General features: G+C 38.0%; 20 protein-coding genes. 6 read left to right on the top strand and 14 right to left on the bottom strand.

Going from position 1 to position 16,061, the window contains the following annotated elements; all coding sequences use genetic code 11:
• The 4 genes from NST02_RS06660 (at window position 1) to NST02_RS06645 (ending at window position 2,697) form a co-directional block, all read left to right on the top strand.
• A complete protein-coding gene (locus tag NST02_RS06660; protein ID WP_212933600.1) occupies window positions 1–477 on the top strand; it encodes a Na+/H+ antiporter subunit E in 477 nt (158 codons plus the stop codon).
• Window positions 477–761 (top strand): Na(+)/H(+) antiporter subunit F1, encoded by a 285-nt coding sequence (locus NST02_RS06655; protein ID WP_095311285.1) that lies wholly within the window; start codon window positions 477–479, stop codon window positions 759–761. The genes NST02_RS06660 and NST02_RS06655 overlap by 1 nt, the downstream gene beginning before the upstream one ends.
• Window positions 745–1,110 carry a monovalent cation/H(+) antiporter subunit G gene (gene mnhG / locus NST02_RS06650; RefSeq protein WP_095311287.1) on the top strand — a complete coding sequence of 122 codons (366 nt, stop codon included), beginning with the start codon at window positions 745–747 and terminating at the stop codon, window positions 1,108–1,110. The genes NST02_RS06655 and mnhG overlap by 17 nt, the downstream gene beginning before the upstream one ends.
• A gap of 441 nt (window positions 1,111–1,551) precedes the next feature.
• Complete coding sequence (locus NST02_RS06645; RefSeq protein ID WP_095311289.1) at window positions 1,552–2,697, top strand: FAD-dependent monooxygenase; 1,146 nt, start codon at window positions 1,552–1,554, stop codon at window positions 2,695–2,697.
• A 14-nt stretch (window positions 2,698–2,711) separates the two neighbouring features.
• Here NST02_RS06645 and NST02_RS06640 read toward each other — a convergent pair whose 3' ends face one another.
• Window positions 2,712–3,095 carry a hotdog fold thioesterase gene (locus tag NST02_RS06640; protein WP_095311291.1) on the bottom strand — a complete coding sequence of 128 codons (384 nt, stop codon included), beginning with the start codon at window positions 3,093–3,095 and terminating at the stop codon, window positions 2,712–2,714.
• A gap of 49 nt (window positions 3,096–3,144) precedes the next feature.
• The gene (locus NST02_RS06635) at window positions 3,145–3,750 is read right to left on the bottom strand and encodes a DedA family protein (RefSeq protein ID WP_095311293.1); all 606 of its coding nucleotides are present in this window, start codon (window positions 3,748–3,750) and stop codon (window positions 3,145–3,147) included.
• Between the two features lie 235 nt (window positions 3,751–3,985).
• Here NST02_RS06635 and NST02_RS06630 point away from each other — a divergent pair, with 235 nt between their 5' ends.
• Window positions 3,986–4,393, top strand: coding sequence for a hypothetical protein (locus tag NST02_RS06630; protein WP_095311295.1), 408 nt, complete (start codon window positions 3,986–3,988; stop codon window positions 4,391–4,393).
• 482 nt (window positions 4,394–4,875) lie between these two features.
• Here NST02_RS06630 and NST02_RS06625 read toward each other — a convergent pair whose 3' ends face one another.
• From NST02_RS06625 to NST02_RS06610, 4 genes are all read right to left on the bottom strand, one after another.
• Window positions 4,876–5,106, bottom strand: coding sequence for a hypothetical protein (locus NST02_RS06625; RefSeq protein ID WP_095311297.1), 231 nt, complete (start codon window positions 5,104–5,106; stop codon window positions 4,876–4,878).
• A 275-nt stretch (window positions 5,107–5,381) separates the two neighbouring features.
• On the bottom strand, window positions 5,382–6,692 hold the full coding sequence (locus NST02_RS06620; protein WP_340948504.1) for a Na+/H+ antiporter family protein: 1,311 nt from the start codon (window positions 6,690–6,692) through the stop codon (window positions 5,382–5,384).
• 351 nt (window positions 6,693–7,043) lie between these two features.
• Entirely contained in the window at window positions 7,044–8,543 is a 1,500-nt protein-coding gene (locus tag NST02_RS06615) for a leucyl aminopeptidase (protein WP_340948502.1), read from the bottom strand.
• A 62-nt stretch (window positions 8,544–8,605) separates the two neighbouring features.
• Window positions 8,606–8,989, bottom strand: coding sequence for a DUF309 domain-containing protein (locus NST02_RS06610; protein WP_212933603.1), 384 nt, complete (start codon window positions 8,987–8,989; stop codon window positions 8,606–8,608).
• Window positions 8,990–9,092: 103 nt separating this feature from the next.
• Between NST02_RS06610 and NST02_RS06605 the strand changes: the two genes are divergently transcribed.
• Window positions 9,093–9,572 (top strand): divergent PAP2 family protein, encoded by a 480-nt coding sequence (locus NST02_RS06605; RefSeq protein WP_095311304.1) that lies wholly within the window; start codon window positions 9,093–9,095, stop codon window positions 9,570–9,572.
• Window positions 9,573–9,682: 110 nt separating this feature from the next.
• On the opposite strand, the gene NST02_RS06600 is transcribed toward NST02_RS06605, so the two are convergent.
• The 8 genes from NST02_RS06600 to NST02_RS06565 all read right to left on the bottom strand — a co-directional run bounded on the left by NST02_RS06600 (window position 9,683) and on the right by NST02_RS06565 (window position 15,801).
• Complete coding sequence (locus NST02_RS06600; protein WP_212933604.1) at window positions 9,683–10,393, bottom strand: 3D domain-containing protein; 711 nt, start codon at window positions 10,391–10,393, stop codon at window positions 9,683–9,685.
• 339 nt (window positions 10,394–10,732) lie between these two features.
• Window positions 10,733–11,050, bottom strand: a complete 318-nt coding sequence (locus NST02_RS06595; protein ID WP_095311308.1) for a PTS lactose/cellobiose transporter subunit IIA — start codon at window positions 11,048–11,050, stop codon at window positions 10,733–10,735.
• A 181-nt stretch (window positions 11,051–11,231) separates the two neighbouring features.
• Window positions 11,232–11,549 (bottom strand): PTS sugar transporter subunit IIB, encoded by a 318-nt coding sequence (locus NST02_RS06590; protein WP_095311310.1) that lies wholly within the window; start codon window positions 11,547–11,549, stop codon window positions 11,232–11,234.
• Between the two features lie 183 nt (window positions 11,550–11,732).
• On the bottom strand, window positions 11,733–12,167 hold the full coding sequence (locus NST02_RS06585; RefSeq protein WP_340948500.1) for a DUF3284 domain-containing protein: 435 nt from the start codon (window positions 12,165–12,167) through the stop codon (window positions 11,733–11,735).
• 9 nt (window positions 12,168–12,176) lie between these two features.
• Entirely contained in the window at window positions 12,177–12,407 is a 231-nt protein-coding gene (locus tag NST02_RS06580; protein WP_212933606.1) for a hypothetical protein, read from the bottom strand.
• A gap of 80 nt (window positions 12,408–12,487) precedes the next feature.
• A complete protein-coding gene (locus NST02_RS06575; RefSeq protein ID WP_212933607.1) occupies window positions 12,488–12,712 on the bottom strand; it encodes a hypothetical protein in 225 nt (74 codons plus the stop codon).
• Window positions 12,713–12,791: 79 nt separating this feature from the next.
• Window positions 12,792–14,234: a PTS sugar transporter subunit IIC gene (locus tag NST02_RS06570; RefSeq protein ID WP_212933608.1), complete on the bottom strand. Its 1,443-nt coding sequence runs from the start codon at window positions 14,232–14,234 to the stop codon at window positions 12,792–12,794.
• Between the two features lie 259 nt (window positions 14,235–14,493).
• Window positions 14,494–15,801, bottom strand: coding sequence for a 6-phospho-beta-glucosidase (locus NST02_RS06565; protein ID WP_212933609.1), 1,308 nt, complete (start codon window positions 15,799–15,801; stop codon window positions 14,494–14,496).
• Between the last annotated feature and the right edge of the window lie 260 nt (window positions 15,802–16,061).

Here is a 16,061-nt window from a genome sequence, read left to right as displayed (position 1 = left end):
ATGGCCTTTCAAATTCTACTTAATGTATTTCTAGCCTTCATGTGGATGTTTATAAAAGTTTCATTTGATGTTTCCAGTTTCATAAAAGGTTATTTCTTTGGACTCATCATTATTTTTGTGTTTAGACGATTCTTCGGTTCCCGTTTTTATTTGGCAAAAATAATTGCTGCGCTCAAGCTGCTTCTCCTCTTTTTAAAGGAGCTAATCCTTTCAAATATTGCCGTCCTAAAAATGGTTTTAAAGCCAAAGTTAGACATGCAGCCTGGTATCTTTGCCTATCGAACAATGTTGACAAAGGATTGGCAGATTACATTGCTCTCTAACCTTATTACACTTACACCTGGTACATTAGTCATTGATGTATCCGATGATAATCAAACATTGTACATTCACGCAATAGATATTGCTGATGTAGACGAAGCAGTTAAGAGTATTAAACATACATTTGAAAAAGCCATTTTGGAGGTGAGTCAATAATGTTAGATATGGTTTTTCATATCGCGTTATTTTGTTTAGCTCTCTCCATGATCGGTCTCATCTATCGAGTCATTAAAGGACCTTCGATTCCGGATCGGGTCATTGCTCTTGATGCTATTGGGATTAATTTAATTGCCATTGTCGCACTTACCTCAATGGTCCTTAAGACAAATGCCTTTTTAGAGGTAATCCTTCTAATCGGAATCCTTGCTTTTATTGGAACAGTTGCTTTTTCAAAGTATTTAGAGAAGGGGGTTATTTTCGAACGTGAACGAGATCGCTAGTTATTTTATCGCCTTCTTTATTTTAGTTGGAGCATTTCTCAGTCTAGTTGCAACCTTTGGTGTCCTTAGGCTTCCTGACGTATATATGCGCAATCATGCCGCTTCTAAATCGGCTACACTAGGTGTCATGTCTATTTTATTTGGTACCTTTCTCTATTTCTACTTTTTAGAAGGGCATTTTAATTCACGTCTTATTCTGGGAATTGCCTTCGTATTCATGACCTCTCCAGTAGCCGGCCATCTTATTAGCCGATCCGCTTATTATTCTGGCGTTAAAATGTCGGATCGCAGCGTCCATGACGATCTAAAAAAGGCGAAACAAATCGCTGAACCTAAAGAAACGGAATAAATCAAATATAGCAAGTGGAGACTGCAGAGGCTTGTAACTCCACTTGCTTTTTAACTTTTCGAAAATGTTGTTGTACTTTCTCAGTTGTTTGACTAATGAAATTTTCATTGCCTTTGCAGCGCTCCTAATGAGTTTCCTTATTGGATACATCTACACTTAAGAATCTGCCTCCAGCACAGCCGGCACTGATCTTTTAACCAATGGTGCGTTTAACTTGATTTTGTCAATATGTTCACGCTCCACAAAGCTTTATACTCTATTTTTTAAGAAAGAAAATAGTTTCTGGATGTTATTGCTCATCTTCCATCAGTTGCCGTCCTTTTTGTGACAAGAATCCAACGGATGCCTTCAACTGGGAAATGTTCAATATTTATCCATACCTCTATCTTCAATTGGTAGTTTATAGTAATAATAGAATGATTTTGTGGGGAGGTGTTTCTTTTGAAAAATTTAATTTCTATTATCGGAGGCGGAATCAGTGGTTTAAGCACAGCGATCGCTTTAAAAAATAAAGGGTTTCATGTGAAAATTTATGAAAAAAACGCAGATTTTAGCTCGCCAGAAACAGGAGTTCTATTAGGTGCCAATGCTCTTCATGCATTGAACGAATTAGGCATCATGGCAGACATAAAAAAGCACGGCTTCTCAACCGATTCTTGGACGATTTTATCAGACACAGGAAAAGAACTCACCGAAATTTATCAGCTTTCCAAAGACTACCCCACCTATACTTTTATACATCGACAAGATTTAATTCAAATTCTGTCACAAAAAATTCAGCATGATATGATTTACTTTAATGAAAAGCTAAGTGACTTTATGTACACTCCTGATGGAATCGATCTGTATTTCGAAAATGGCAAACAGGTTGCTACCGAATACCTTATTGCCAGTGACGGTATCAATTCCAACATTCGTAAGCAGATTCAGCCGATGAAAAAACTACGCTATGCTGGCTATACATGCTGGAGAGGTATTTTCCACAATTGTCCCGACTATATTAAAAGAAGGTTTTCCGAAACTTGGGGGCCAAAAGGTCGCTTTGGAATCATGCCTTTATCAGGAAATCGGCTCTATTGGTATGCCTTAAAAAACTGTCCACCACATGATCCAGAACTCTCGTCTTGGACGACTAAGGAACTATTGTATAATTTTTTGTACTATCATGATCCGATTCCTCAATTAATTGATAAAACTCTAGACTGTCATGTCGTCCAGCATGATATTTACGACCTTGACCCTTTACATCAATTTACATACGATCGCATCATCCTTACAGGTGATGCTGCCCATGCAATTACACCAAATTTAGGTCAAGGAGCCTGTCAAGCTATTGAAGATGCCTATTTTCTAAGTAAAAGTCTAGAAAGCGAGAATGAGTTACATTTAGCTTTTAAAAAGTTTGAAGAGCTTCGAATCGAAAGAACGCGGAAAATTACTCAGGACTCCCGCATCTTTGGAAAAGTAGCTCAAATTGACATTCCTTTTCTTTGCTCTATCCGTAATAAAATGCTAAGCATCACACCCGCTGCCATTCATGAACATAAATTACGAAACGTCTTTTCATTAGAGGAAAATAGAGGGTAAAAGCGAATTTGTTTTTACCTTCTTTTTATAACAGCCATGGTGCACCTAGAAACACAAATTAACCGCTCTTCCTCGTCTGTAATTTTAATATCCCAAACCATCGTTGTTTTCCCTTGATGCAAGACAGTCCCTGTCGCTGTAACAATACCATCTTTTTTCCCTCTAACATGATTCGCATTAATTTCTAGCCCTACTACCACTTCACTCGACTTGTCAACCAGCTCAAAAGCTCCAACAGAGGCAACTGTTTCTGCTAATGCTACTGAGGCGCCACCATGCAGCAACCCCCACGGCTGGTGTGTTCTCTCGTCTACAGGCATTGTTGCAACCACCAACCCCCTTTCAACTTTAATCACTTCAATTCCAAGAGCATGAATAAGCGTTTTTTTTAGATCCATACTTTTTCCTCCATATCAATTCGATTAAATTTCCAGAAAAATGATTTTATTATGTCATCGACTTAATTTTTTGTTTTCTTTTCCTTTTGATCAGTTTCAAAATAAAATAGCTGGTGGTAAGAACCGCGACTATAAGAAGAAGCTCTGTCTCCATCTGAAAAATTCTTTCCTTGTGGTCCCCAAACCAGTAACCTAAACTAAACATAATGATCAGCCATACAAACGCACCTGAATAAGCAAAGAGCATAAAGGTTTTAAACGATAGTTTACTAACGCCATATAAAAAGGGAACAAAGTTTCTTAAACCAGGAATAAAATAACTCATTGTTAAAGAATATGAATGGTATTTATTCATCACATTAAGAGATCTTTCTATCACTTTAGAAAAGCGCTTTCTTTTCTTTAAAAAAGGCAACAATGGGCTGCCAACAAACCGGCCTAGTAAATAAGCAGTCGTTAAAGCCGCTACAATTCCTCCAAATGTCACTAAAAAAGCAGCAATTGGATTTAATACTGCCTGCGAAGCGGCAATTCCAATTGTCATCACGATCAGTTCGTTTGGCAATGGCGCACCAAATACACCCAACCAAAGCCATAAAAAAAGCCCTAAATATCCGCTACTTTCAATGAGGTCCAAAATAAAATCAAGTTCCATATCTTGTACGCCTCTTTCTCAATGCCAAATAGAACATTCATCTCTTCCTAATATCTTCAGGCTTTTATTTTAAACATGTGCTCTTCATCAAATTATACCAATTATACATATAAACGTCTGTAATTTTGCCCAATATTCAAATCAGGCGAGCATGAATGGAGAACAAGCAATATAATATGCATTCACTAACCTCTCCTTACATATATATAACTAAAAAGGAAAGGGGATGAGTTCGATGTATCCATATTATCATTCCGCCTTCCATGCACATACTTACCCTCCTCTCCCCCATTATTACGGACAATATTCAGTACCAATTCAATTTATACCTTATATAAAAAGCAGACAATTTCCTACAGTAAATCCTGATATGTTCATGAGTTCTGCTCAGCATATGCAGACCCTAATGAAAGACGCAAGCCTTATATTAGCTAAAATGGCAAATTCTCATCAATTCGCATTTGATTTGATGACTGCCGCTCAAAGCTCTAATAAAACAAAAGTAAATGAAATGTTAAAAGAGACTGGGATTCAATCATCGCCTTCTGTATCCTATACTCCAGACGGATTAAAGCTTGACTTCAAAACGGACGTTGATCATGTTAATTGCTGCCACCTTAACCTTTCTTTAAAGTGGATGTAATTTATTTTTATCAATTTTTGGCTCCTTTTTTCTATTGTTTTATCAGATGAGCTTTCAGCTATAAAAAAAGCTTATGAAACCTTGCTTTCAAACGAAATGAGCCAAGAGTCGGTTCATCAACAATATTGTTAAACAAAGCTATCAATTAAGAAAAAAGTTGAAAAATTCACGGATGTACCCGCATCTATTCGCGAACAGGAAAGAGCACTTTCTTAATCACTACTAATTTTGTCCTAAAAGCTTCTCCAACATAGGAGCTTTTGATCAACTGTAATAAGAACAAGCAAAAAATCGTGTGTACTTACACGAAGGTGCATTCCGGAAAAATCGGGATTAATTCCGGAATTTTTCTGCTTAATTCCGGAAAAAGCAGATATAATTCCGGGAAAATTGCATTAATTCCGGAATTTCACCCTACAATTCCGGAAACATAAGAAAAAGGCCCTCTTTTTCAAAAGAGAGCTTTCAGATCCTATTCAATCTTAATAAATCGGTGGCCCACCATAATATCCACCAAAGCCTCCATAGCCTCCAAATCCGCCATAGCCATATGGCACAGGGGCATATGGGACAGGATATGGTCTTGGACGAGGATAGAAGGCTCCACCAATCAATCCTCCAGCCAATCCGCCTAACAACCCTCCAACAAATGGAGCACCGAAAAAGAAAAACCGCTGATCGTTTGCGACTGGATTTCTATAGTAATGATACATTCGACTCCCTCCTTCAAATTGCAACTTCCCTACACTACTTCATATGCAAATATCCCCTATTAAGAGTGGGCTTTAGGCATACTTAACCATAACGCTTGCCTATGAAAGTTAAATATGAATAGGATGAACTCGAAAAAAAACTCGGGAATAATGATTAAGTGGATGAGAAAAATAATGCTCGTGCAAAATTCAGCTTTTTAACTTTCTAATTTCAATTAAAAATTAGAAAAGCAAGTGAGCTTTTCACTTGCTTGAATTTAAAAAGATTTTCATTTTTATAATATCATTACAGCAACCCAGCCAAAAATGATTAAAGGGATATTATAATGCACGAAGGTAGGGACACAAGTATCCCAAATATGATTATGCCCACCATCTACATTTAGTCCTGCTGTTGGTCCTAATGTGCTATCCGAAGCTGGGGAACCGGCATCACCCAATGCAGCGGCTGTCCCAACTAGAGCAATCGTGGCCATTGGACTAAACCCTAATTCCATCGCAAGCGGAACAAAAATAGTAGCAATGATCGGGATCGTTGAAAAGGATGAACCGATCCCCATCGTTACAAGTAATCCAACGACTAGCATTAAAAGAGCCGCTAGTGCCTGGCTCCCACCAATTAATTCGGCGGCTTGATGCACTAAAGCAGCAACATGACCCGTTGCCTTCAGCACGTCGGCAAACCCAAATGCTGAAAGCATCACAAAGCCGATAAATGCCATCATTTTCATTCCCTCTGTTAAAAGGTGATCTGCTTCTTTCCACTTCATGGCACCACTTATATATAAAATGAGAATCCCTGCTAATGCACCAAAGATCATTGAATCGAGGAATAACTGCACGACTAATGCTCCCACGATGGAAATGAGCGCAAACACAATACCGCTTTTTGAATAAGAACCTTCTGCAGTTACTTCCACCTCCTTTGTTTCATAAACTCTTGCCTTACGATATGAAACAAATATAGCGAAAAGCAAGCCAGCAACAAGCCCTGTTGTCGGTATTAGCATAGCAACAGGAATATCACTTAAATTGACCGCCATACCACTATCGGCCATATTCACGGCAATGATATCCTGAAATATTTTTCCGAAACCAATTGGAAGTAAAATATATGGAGCAGTTAAACCAAAAGTTAAAACCGAAGCAATTAATCTTCTATCTATTTTTAATTCATTCATTATTTTTAAGAGAGACGGTATAAGGATTGGAATAAAAGCGATATGAATTGGAACTAGGTTTTGTGATAAACATGCCAGCACTAAAATCAAAATAACAATCAACACTTTAGAATATTTTTTTCCAGAGTCTCCGCCTTTTTTGATGATTCCTAGCACCCGATCCACCAATAAGTTTGGAAGTCCAGTGCTCGATAAGGCCACCGCAAAACCGCCTAATAACGCATAGCTAAGTGCTACCTCTGCACTTCCCCCAAGCCCACCGGAGAACACTTCTATCGTTTCATTTAAAGTCAGCCCTCCCGTTAGCCCTCCAACGAGTGCGCCAATAGTGAGCGCTAAAACGACGTTGACCCTTACTAAACTTAAAATTAACATAATGGAAACTGCCAACACTACCGCATTCATTACATGTTCTCCCCTCGATGCTTTAGTCTGATAAATTGGTAGAGAATTAAAATACATGTAATAAAATAGCATAGTAGATTATAGGTGTCAAATTTTTTTACAATACTTTTTTGCTAAAAAGTGCCAAGCCTTTTCGCACACTTCAGTTCGAATTGCTCCTGCGTAGGTGAAATCTATATATGTTCATCGACGTACCATCTTTGACTTAGCGGAGAAATGGGAATTTTGACCGCTTAAAGCTAGGCATTAGTGAAAACTTCCTAAACGACAAAAAGACCGTAGACAATCACACGACTTTTTCGAGTTTGTCTACAGCCTGAATACGAGAGAAAATTTCCTGCCGTAATTTATTTAATTTTTTTCGAATCTTTCAACAAGAAGTGCTAGCGTACGTACCATCACACCTGTAGCTCCTGCTGGTCCTACATCAGACGGATTTCTTGTTGTCGCCGTTCCAGCAATATCTAGATGGACCCAAGGTGTTCCTTCTGCAAATTCACCAACAAAAGCACCGCCCATGATTGCATGCCCTTCACGTCCGGGTGAATTATTCAAATCGGCAATTTTACTATCGCGAACTCTCTCAATATCTTTTGCAAATAACGGTAAGCGCCAGATCGGTTCACCTGCTTCGTATGACGCTTCAAGCACTTGTTCAAACCAAGCTTCATCATTTGTCAATGCACCTGTTGTGTTCACTCCCAGAGCGACAATAACGCCACCTGTTAATGTGGCCACATCGACTAAATATTCGGCTCCATGATGCTTTGCATAAGTGACAGCGTCAGCAAGAACAAGTCGGCCTTCAGCATCTGTGTTTAATACCTCAATCGTTTTCCCGCTCATTGAGGTAATCACATCATCCGGCTTAAAAGCTTTGCCGCTGATCATATTGTCAGTGGATGGAATGACAGCAACGACGTTTTGTTCTGGACGCAATTCTCCGATAATTTCCATCGCACCTAAAACAGCGGCCGCTCCACCCATATCTGATTTCATTCCGACAATGCCATCCTTCGGTTTAATGGAGTAGCCGCCAGTATCAAATGTTATCCCTTTTCCTACAAGGCCGATCACATCCGACCACTCATCCTTGCCTTGATACTTTAAAACAATCATTTTAGGCGGTTCATCAGAGCCTTGATTAACTGCTAAAAGGGCTCCCATTCCAAGCTTTAGCATATCCTCTTTTTCTAATATCTCTACTTCGAAATGATATTTTTCACCAAGCTCTTTAGCGTAATTGGCCATATCAGTTGCCGTCAATAAATTACCCGGAGTATTTACCAATGTGCGAGCTGAATTGGTGCTCTTCCCGTACACATAGCCAACGGTTGCAGCCGCCTGAATTTCATCAGCATCGTCCTCACTCAAGAAGATGACTTTCTCTATTTCTTTCTTTGGTTCATTCGACTTTTGTTTATATCCTTCGAATTCATAGGTTGCTAACGGCAATGCCTCACTTAAAACATGGACAGCATCTACAGATTCGATCGCTTCTGTAACAAATGTATCGAGATAAATCGCCGCCTCAGTCAATTTCGAAGCTTGGATTTCCTTAAATGCTTTTCCGAACGATTCTCGTAGCAATTCCAATGTTAATTCTTTCTCTTTACCTAACCCGACGAAGATTAATCTTTTTGCACCAATTTTACCAAATGTATGTATCTTTGAAATGCTTTTCTTTTTCGCTGATATGTCGCCACTCTTCACTAGCTCTGTTAATTGTCCTGCGAATAACTCATCTAACTTAGACAACGAGCCTGAAAATTTTTCAGGTTTATCTAAAACTCCAATTATTATACACTCAAACGAATCTTGAAATTGTATTTCATTTTTTACCTCAAACATGTGGTCACCTCCAAGAATATGTATTCATTATAATCGATATCACTTTTTCTTTCGACTTATTGCTATTCATCTTCCTCCAGGTACAACAGAAGCTTAGGCAACACAGGTAAGGAATCCACATTAGAAAATGAAACTCGATCGATATGTTGTGGTATAATAATAAGACACTCCTCTATAAACTGATATACTTTTTCAAGGTCAAGGCCCCAATATTTTGGACGGTAACGCTGTAAATATTCATGAGCAGCCATCATCATTAAACGAGCACCTTTGACGTTTCCATACTCATAATGATAAATGGCGACACTCATTTGTAATAACCCTTTTAAGAATAAATTTGATTTCTCTGTCATCCACATATCTTCGAGTAAATCATGACAGGTATAGTAATCACCTTCGTTAAAGTGTACAAAAAACTGATAATACTCAAGTGGATACTCTTTCAATATACATACTCCTCTCATTTTATAGCTTACAAAAAAATTGTATGGAGCAGACTTATAATAGTAAACAATAGACCTTATTATGATCAACAAAGGTGGTTACAGCATGGAGCTATTTGTCAATTTCTCATTTTGGGCTGCATTAGCAGCAATCCTATTCGCACAATTTGTCAAAGTGCCAATTCATTTTGCTGTCACAAAAAAATTAGACTGGTCTTTGCTGACAAGCACTGGTGGTATGCCTAGCTCCCACTCCGCAGCCGTTACTGCATTATCTACTGGAGTGGCACTTGAAGCGGGAATGCAATCTTCCGTTTTTGCTGTTTCAGCCATTTTTGCCATTATCACAATGTTCGATGCAACAGGTGTACGCAGACAAGCTGGAGAACAAGCAATCGTGTTAAACCAGCTTGTTGCTGATTTCAACAGATTTATTGAGGAAGCGAAAGATTGGCCCCATAAGCCCGATCAAGAGAAACGTAAAGAACTGAAAGAATTACTTGGGCATAAACCAATTGAAGTCTTTTTTGGAGGATTGACAGGGATCATCCTTACATTAATTTTACACTACTTAATCCATCTTTGATGACGAAATAACTCAAAAAAGAACCCCCAGGAATCACCACCATTTAAAGTGGTGATTCCTGGGGGTTCAATACATTTCGATTCTTTTTCGGCTTCGTGCGCTGCCCTCATTTATTGACTTTTTGATTGGTTAAATTGTTGACGGAATACTTGCATCGACTCATTTTCATTTAGTGCTCTTAATTCTTCCTCTGTCAGCTTTCCATTTCCTTTTTCGATCACGTAAACTTCAACTTTCTTTTTCCCCCACTCGCGGTAAACATCTTCTACCGTTTCGTAGTACAAATCAACCTTGTTTCCCTTTATGGCACCACCTTTATCTGCCACGACCCCATAGCCGTATCCGGGAATAAAAAGAATTGTACCAATTGGAAACACATTTAAATCAGCAGCGACTGTTGAATATAAATCACGAGTTACTTTTACACCAGAATACGTAATTCCAAACTGGGGATGATCGGGTCCTTTTCCTGTCGATTCATATCCGGCAGTGTATCCAGTAGCTACTACTTCTTTACTTGGATATTGAGTCCAATCGATTGCTTCCTCTAACGTGGGCACTGTCCCTGATACCTTTTCACTCGATGAAATCTTTAAATCTAGATTGGTTACTCTTTTAAGAAATTTAAAAGCAACCTCCATTGGCTTTAATTTATGTTCTCTATGAGAGCTTGTTTCTTCATAATGCTCGTCTTCACCATTGAAATATGTTGGTAAAGCTCTAGCTTCAACTCCAGAAATTCCCTGATATGTTGTCATTATTGCTGCACAAAATAATATTGTCATCAAACTTCTTCTTGTCCATTTTTTAAAATGAAACATTCTATTTTTTCACTCCTCCCAAATCTATTCATTTCCCAAGTTGGAATGAATTATTCATGAGAAAGAGTGATTCTTGTTAAAATATTAGAATATTCAATTTAAATATCCACTTATTTTCCAGTAACTCAGCAACAACGTAATCTTAGGCTAAATTGCTGTTACATTTCATTTCTTCCTTTATTCCCGAGTGAATGAGAGGTGTATTCGGTCTGAACGGGCTAAGCGAGATAGGTCCTTAAAAAAACAAACAAAAAAAGACCTCCCTTTAAAAAGAGAAGGTCCTTTTCTCGACTTTTCAGTAAAGCATCAAGTTATTATCTTCCATAAGAGCTGTCAGCATTATTTACCGAACCTTTTATACATTTCAATCATTTCTTTAACTAATTCAGAAATGGTTTCAGTACTCATTAATTGGTCTTCAGCATGCATAAAAAGCATAGAAAACTCAACCTTGTTTCCTGCAGCTTCTCTTTGAATTAAGGAAGTGTGAATTTTATGTCCTTCAACTAAATATTTTTTTGATTCCACTAATTTTTCTTCAGCTAGAACAAAATCCCCTTCCTTCGCTGCATAAAGAGCTTCCATGGCAATACTTTTTGCTGAACCGACATTACTAATAATCTGGAAAGCAATCATTTCTAACGTTTCATCGACCATTTTCTTGACACACCCTTCAAGTTGCAATGTAAAAGCGATAGATTAATCTAATATCTTAAAGTCAGGTACAAACCATAGGGTCATGTTCACTCGACGGATTTTCAAAATTTTAGCTTGTAAACGAATATCAATAGTTCCTTATTTTTTTGAAAACGGATAAATTTCTCCATAAAAAATCGTCTCATTTATTTTTTATTAAATTCAGTGCTTCCTCTAGAACCTTTTCACCGTTCATCATCCCATAATATTGCATATTAATTGAATCAACCGGGATATTTTTATCCTGAAGCTTTTTTTCAAATTGAGCTTTCATATAACGGACTTGTGGTCCTAATAATAAAACATCCACGTTTTTCTTAGCTAAATTCTCATCAACTTCGGAAGCTGAAACAGCAAAGATATCTGCTTCAATATTTTGAGACTCTGCCGCCTTTTGCATTTTTGTTACTAACAGACTTGTACTCATCCCCGCTGAACAAACCAACATAATCGTTTTCATCGTTTCTCTCCTCCTATCGGTCTTAGCTTGAATTCCCGCCATTCTCCCTTTAACTAGAAGCATTGATATCAAAATTGTTGCCAAACGTTTTTTAGCTTTCTCGTGTGAAGACTTTGTTTCAGACATCGATTAGTTATGCAGAAATGAGACAGTCTCACTAAAAAAGCTATAAAAATAACCTCTTCACGCCCCGGTGCTCTCTTTTACATGGGTAGCTTCTATTTGGTTTAGCATTTCTTTAAATCGTCTTTTTTTTAACGGAGACCAGATGAGGCCGATAAGGACATCATTTAATTTCTGAAGATAGCCAAAAGACTCCATTTTTTCGATATAGTGTAATTCACAACTACCATTTTCTAAAGGTCGAAGCTTATAGGTTACTAAAAAATCTTGTTTATTACTGGTTGTACGATACTGATAAAATTCATTTTTCATGATTTCTTCGATCCGAATGGTAGCCTTTGCATGTTTTGAAAATGTCTTTTCGTATTCGAATCCTTGTAATTGTTTTTCCGATAATTTTTTTCCCGTTTGAGAATGGATATCTGATAAAACCGATTTTAAAATCGTCTCGTAAAGAAACTCAACTGGTACATTCATTTTTTTTACTAATTCCATCAGATTCACCTAATCTTTTTGAGTATTATTTCTCTTCTTTCCCTGTAAAGCCATAATTGCACCGACTATTACTAAAACGAGTGCAGTAGTCAAATTAAAAATTTCGTACTCCCCCGTTTTAGCATTTGCGCTAAATAAAAATAGGAGGCAACCAATACTGAGAAGAAATAGCCCTCTTTTCACCACGTCAATCATCCTTTTTATAAAACCGTAGTTTTCATAGCAAAACTCCTCCGGCATTTTCCTCTGCAACCTTACATTTTTTCATTTGTGAATACTGACATTGCTTTGTTCCATTATAATATAAAATGAACATTTTTTTATGAAAGAGGAGAAGAACGGAAATAAAGCACTGAGCCCCACGGTTGCTTTTTAATAACCGACTTCGCTACACTTGCTGCCTTTTCCAAATCTTCTATGTTTGTGGAAAAATATAAGTTGATCCCTTTTTTTTCATTAAAGGTAAATTCAATTCCATCCTCATTATAATTGTTTAGTAGTTCGATAATTTTATCTTGATGTACACCTGCACTAATCTCAATCATTTTTTTATTCCTTTCCTTATGATGAAAAGAGGGATGAGCCACTTCACTATGGAAGCAGCCCCTCATAATTTTTTCACTTTTATACAGATTTGTTATCATGCTCTAAATCTGCAATAATTTTATCATCCTGTCCTGCATCAGGAGCCATCTTATTTGCTGCAATGACAAACGGGATCCAAATGAGAAATGATACGAGCATCGCAACCAATGTAACAATTGGAGCGCGCCAGTCCGCCCCTGTGGCCAAGAAGGACAGTAAGAATGGCGGAGTAACCCATACCACTTGCTGAGAAACTGGAGCAACCAATCCCCACATCGTCGCCCAATATCCAATCGAAACCGATACAACTGGCGTAAGTAAGAATGGAATGAACATAATCGGGTTCAATACAATTGGCAATCCAAACATGATTGGTTCATTAATGTTGAAAATTCCTGGTCCGACAGATAAATTGGCAACGGTCCGATAATCCTTCCGTTTCGAGAAAAGAAGAAGTGCGATAATCAAAACAATTGTTCCGCCTGAACCGCCATACCATGCATAGGCGTCAAAGGAGCCGCGAACCCACATATATCCTTCAGAAAGGACTAAATCAACTCCACCTTGTTGGAATAAGTTGACATTCTCCAATTGAGCTACACCGAAAACACCCTCTAAGATTGGCGCAAGCACGTTCGGTCCATGGATTCCGAAGAACCAGAACAATTGCACGAAAAGAGCAACGAGGACGACGGCTCCGAATCCTTGAGACAGACCAAGAAGCGGTTGTGCAACTGTTTTTTGCAGCCATTGTAAAAACGTCATATCCGGTACGATCTTGGAGAATACAAAATAGAAAATAGCAACAACATATAAAGCTACAGTTGCCGGAATGATCGAGGCAAAGGCTTTCGAAATGGCTGGTGGAACAGAGTCTGGCAACTTAATGGTAATATCCCTTAACATCAATTTCACATAGATCATTGTGGCGATAAAGCCAATGATCATCGCCGTAAAGAAGAAATTGGCATCCAAATTATTCAATGGGAGCCAGCCCCAGCCTGCCGCTGTAATCCCTTCAGTAGTCGCAGACCAGCCTGCTGCATTTATTGCCTCCACAGTGGCCGCATCTAAATTCAAACCGGTAATTCCACCGGAGAAGGAAAAGGTAATCCCAGCAATGGAAGCGGCTGTGGAAACGATTCCTCCGGATAACTCATTGACTCCGTATGCTTTGGCAATGTTGTAACCCCATGAGAATACAAAGATCAAACCGGCAATCGCAAGCGTTCCATTCCAGACATAACCGTTAACCGCAATTATTTCTCTAATGACTGGTATATTATTTCCATCATAACCGTCAAAGAATTGTGGAGGCAAATCTCTTAAAAGAGCGTTAAGCATAACTGCGACAGAACCAGCCATCGTTGCCGGAAGTGTTCCAATAAAGGCATCCCTCAAAGCAATAAGATGCTTCTGACCCCCTATTTTGCCGGCAAGTGGTAGAAAATATTTTTCTAACCATGCTATCAAAAATTGCATTAAAATACCTCCCTATAAGGAATTTTTAAAAATCGGGTTCACTCCATATACGGTGTAAAAGCAGAGATGTTCATTTACGTCTTGCTTATTTTATGATTCATCGCATCTCCCCCTTCAAGCTGCCAAAAGGCCCTTAATCAGTTCAAACGTACGAAACTCAATAATTAAACCGCTTACAAAAGTTTCATAAAGGAGATCCTTCATTTAGGAAGGATTTAATTAGAAATCTATAAAACTTAGATTTACATAATTTTATTTTCTATTGAAATTGTGGTAAAAAAGCTTTGTGGGCATCCAATAGTTCATCAAGGAGCACTTTTGCCATTTTTTCGTCTGAAACTAACGGATTCATCACTAATGCAATATACGCTTCATGATAATCGCCTGACAAAGCAGCTCGAATCACCTGTTCTTCAAAAGCTTTCATATAATGAATGATCCCTTTAATCGCAGGAGGTAAAACTCCGATCGCAAGAGGTTTCGGTCCTTCTCTAGTAATGACACTATTTACTTCAATTACTGCATCAGGGGGTAGATCTGGTATGGCACCCTGATTGAACGTATTCACAGTCTGAATGTCACCTCGATTGTTGTAAATGGATTCCATTAAGCTACATGCCACATCACTGTAAAAAGCACCGCCTCTTTTTTCAAGCTCCTTCGGCTTGTCACGTAAATTGGGATCACTATATAAATTCAACAGCGATTCTTCTAGCCTTTGAACTGTTTCTGCTCTTGTTCCATGTTCTTTAAATGCGTTGATATCCTTTTCTAAAACCTCTTTTGTTTGAAAATAATATTGATGATAGGGATTTGGAAGCATCTTTAATGATTCGATAAATGTTTTAGTCCAACCAAGATTGACAATATTCGCTGGAGAATAACCAAAATCATCATGACAAATTATCTTCAGTATCTCTTCTGTCCGATCAATTCCCTCTACAAGAACTTTTTTTCCAAACACAAAATGATTCATGCCAACAAATTCGATTTGAACTTCTTGTGGTGAGGAGTTCAAAATTTCCGCTGTTGAATGCCGCATATTATACGGAATATTACAAACTCCAATAATTTTCTTATGAGGGGAATGCTTTAATAAAGCTTCTGTTACAATGCCGGCTGGGTTTGTAAAATTAATGATCCACGCTTCTGGACAGATGGTATGGACATTTTGCGCAAGCTCCATTAAGACCGGAATTGTACGAAATGCTTTAAATATGCCTCCTGCTCCATTTGTTTCTTGTCCGATAAAGCCATGACTTAAAGGAATCCGTTCATCCTTCGCTCTCGCTTCCAATCCGCCTACACGGATTTGAGTTGAGACAAAATCAGCATTTTCAAGCGCCTCTTTTTGATTTAATGTCCATGACAATTGAATAGGTTTAGCAGACTTCTCAATCATTCTCAATGCCAAATTCCCGACAACCTCAAGCTTTTTCTTTCCCATTTCTATATCAACTAGAACAATTTCGCTAACAGGGAATGTTTCATGACGGCGGATAATCCCTTCTATTATTTCCGGTGTATAGCTCGAACCTCCACCAACAACAACTAACTTTAGAGACATAACGACGAGCTCCTTATCTGTATTTGACTTTTATTTAATGTTGAGTGAATTTTTAAAAATAGGATCTTTTACAAAAATATATCATACAATTTAAAATTTGTATATAACCTTTTTATTTAAATAAAAATTTGTTATATCTTATCATATATTGTCGGTACATATAAAATTGAGAATGCTGCGCTATCATGTATTAATAAGCGAAGCTCACCATCATACAATTAATACAAGTTCAAAATTTGTATTAACAATTGCGAATGATT

Source organism: Robertmurraya sp. FSL W8-0741 (assembly GCF_038004005.1).
Lineage (GTDB): Bacteria > Bacillota > Bacilli > Bacillales > Cytobacillaceae > Robertmurraya > Robertmurraya siralis.
This window is presented reverse-complemented; position numbering and strand designations above follow the sequence as displayed.

What these genes read in the sequence shown, in the direction of transcription:
- NST02_RS06660 (WP_212933600.1), top strand. Translation starts at nt 1, where the DNA reads ATGGCCTTTCAAATTCTACTTAATGTATTTCTAGCCTTCATGTGGATG.
- NST02_RS06655 (WP_095311285.1), top strand. Translation starts at nt 477, where the DNA reads ATGTTAGATATGGTTTTTCATATCGCGTTATTTTGTTTAGCTCTCTCC.
- NST02_RS06640 (WP_095311291.1), bottom strand. Translation starts at nt 3,095, where the DNA reads ATGGATCTAAAAAAAACGCTTATTCATGCTCTTGGAATTGAAGTGATT.
- NST02_RS06635 (WP_095311293.1), bottom strand. Translation starts at nt 3,750, where the DNA reads ATGGAACTTGATTTTATTTTGGACCTCATTGAAAGTAGCGGATATTTA.
- NST02_RS06630 (WP_095311295.1), top strand. Translation starts at nt 3,986, where the DNA reads ATGTATCCATATTATCATTCCGCCTTCCATGCACATACTTACCCTCCT.
- NST02_RS06625 (WP_095311297.1), bottom strand. Translation starts at nt 5,106, where the DNA reads ATGTATCATTACTATAGAAATCCAGTCGCAAACGATCAGCGGTTTTTC.
- NST02_RS06620 (WP_340948504.1), bottom strand. Translation starts at nt 6,692, where the DNA reads ATGAATGCGGTAGTGTTGGCAGTTTCCATTATGTTAATTTTAAGTTTA.
- NST02_RS06615 (WP_340948502.1), bottom strand. Translation starts at nt 8,543, where the DNA reads ATGTTTGAGGTAAAAAATGAAATACAATTTCAAGATTCGTTTGAGTGT.
- NST02_RS06605 (WP_095311304.1), top strand. Translation starts at nt 9,093, where the DNA reads ATGGAGCTATTTGTCAATTTCTCATTTTGGGCTGCATTAGCAGCAATC.
- NST02_RS06600 (WP_212933604.1), bottom strand. Translation starts at nt 10,393, where the DNA reads ATGTTTCATTTTAAAAAATGGACAAGAAGAAGTTTGATGACAATATTA.
- NST02_RS06595 (WP_095311308.1), bottom strand. Translation starts at nt 11,050, where the DNA reads ATGGTCGATGAAACGTTAGAAATGATTGCTTTCCAGATTATTAGTAAT.
- NST02_RS06590 (WP_095311310.1), bottom strand. Translation starts at nt 11,549, where the DNA reads ATGAAAACGATTATGTTGGTTTGTTCAGCGGGGATGAGTACAAGTCTG.
- NST02_RS06585 (WP_340948500.1), bottom strand. Translation starts at nt 12,167, where the DNA reads ATGGAATTAGTAAAAAAAATGAATGTACCAGTTGAGTTTCTTTACGAG.
- NST02_RS06580 (WP_212933606.1), bottom strand. Translation starts at nt 12,407, where the DNA reads ATGCCGGAGGAGTTTTGCTATGAAAACTACGGTTTTATAAAAAGGATG.
- NST02_RS06575 (WP_212933607.1), bottom strand. Translation starts at nt 12,712, where the DNA reads ATGATTGAGATTAGTGCAGGTGTACATCAAGATAAAATTATCGAACTA.
- NST02_RS06570 (WP_212933608.1), bottom strand. Translation starts at nt 14,234, where the DNA reads ATGCAATTTTTGATAGCATGGTTAGAAAAATATTTTCTACCACTTGCC.
- NST02_RS06565 (WP_212933609.1), bottom strand. Translation starts at nt 15,801, where the DNA reads ATGTCTCTAAAGTTAGTTGTTGTTGGTGGAGGTTCGAGCTATACACCG.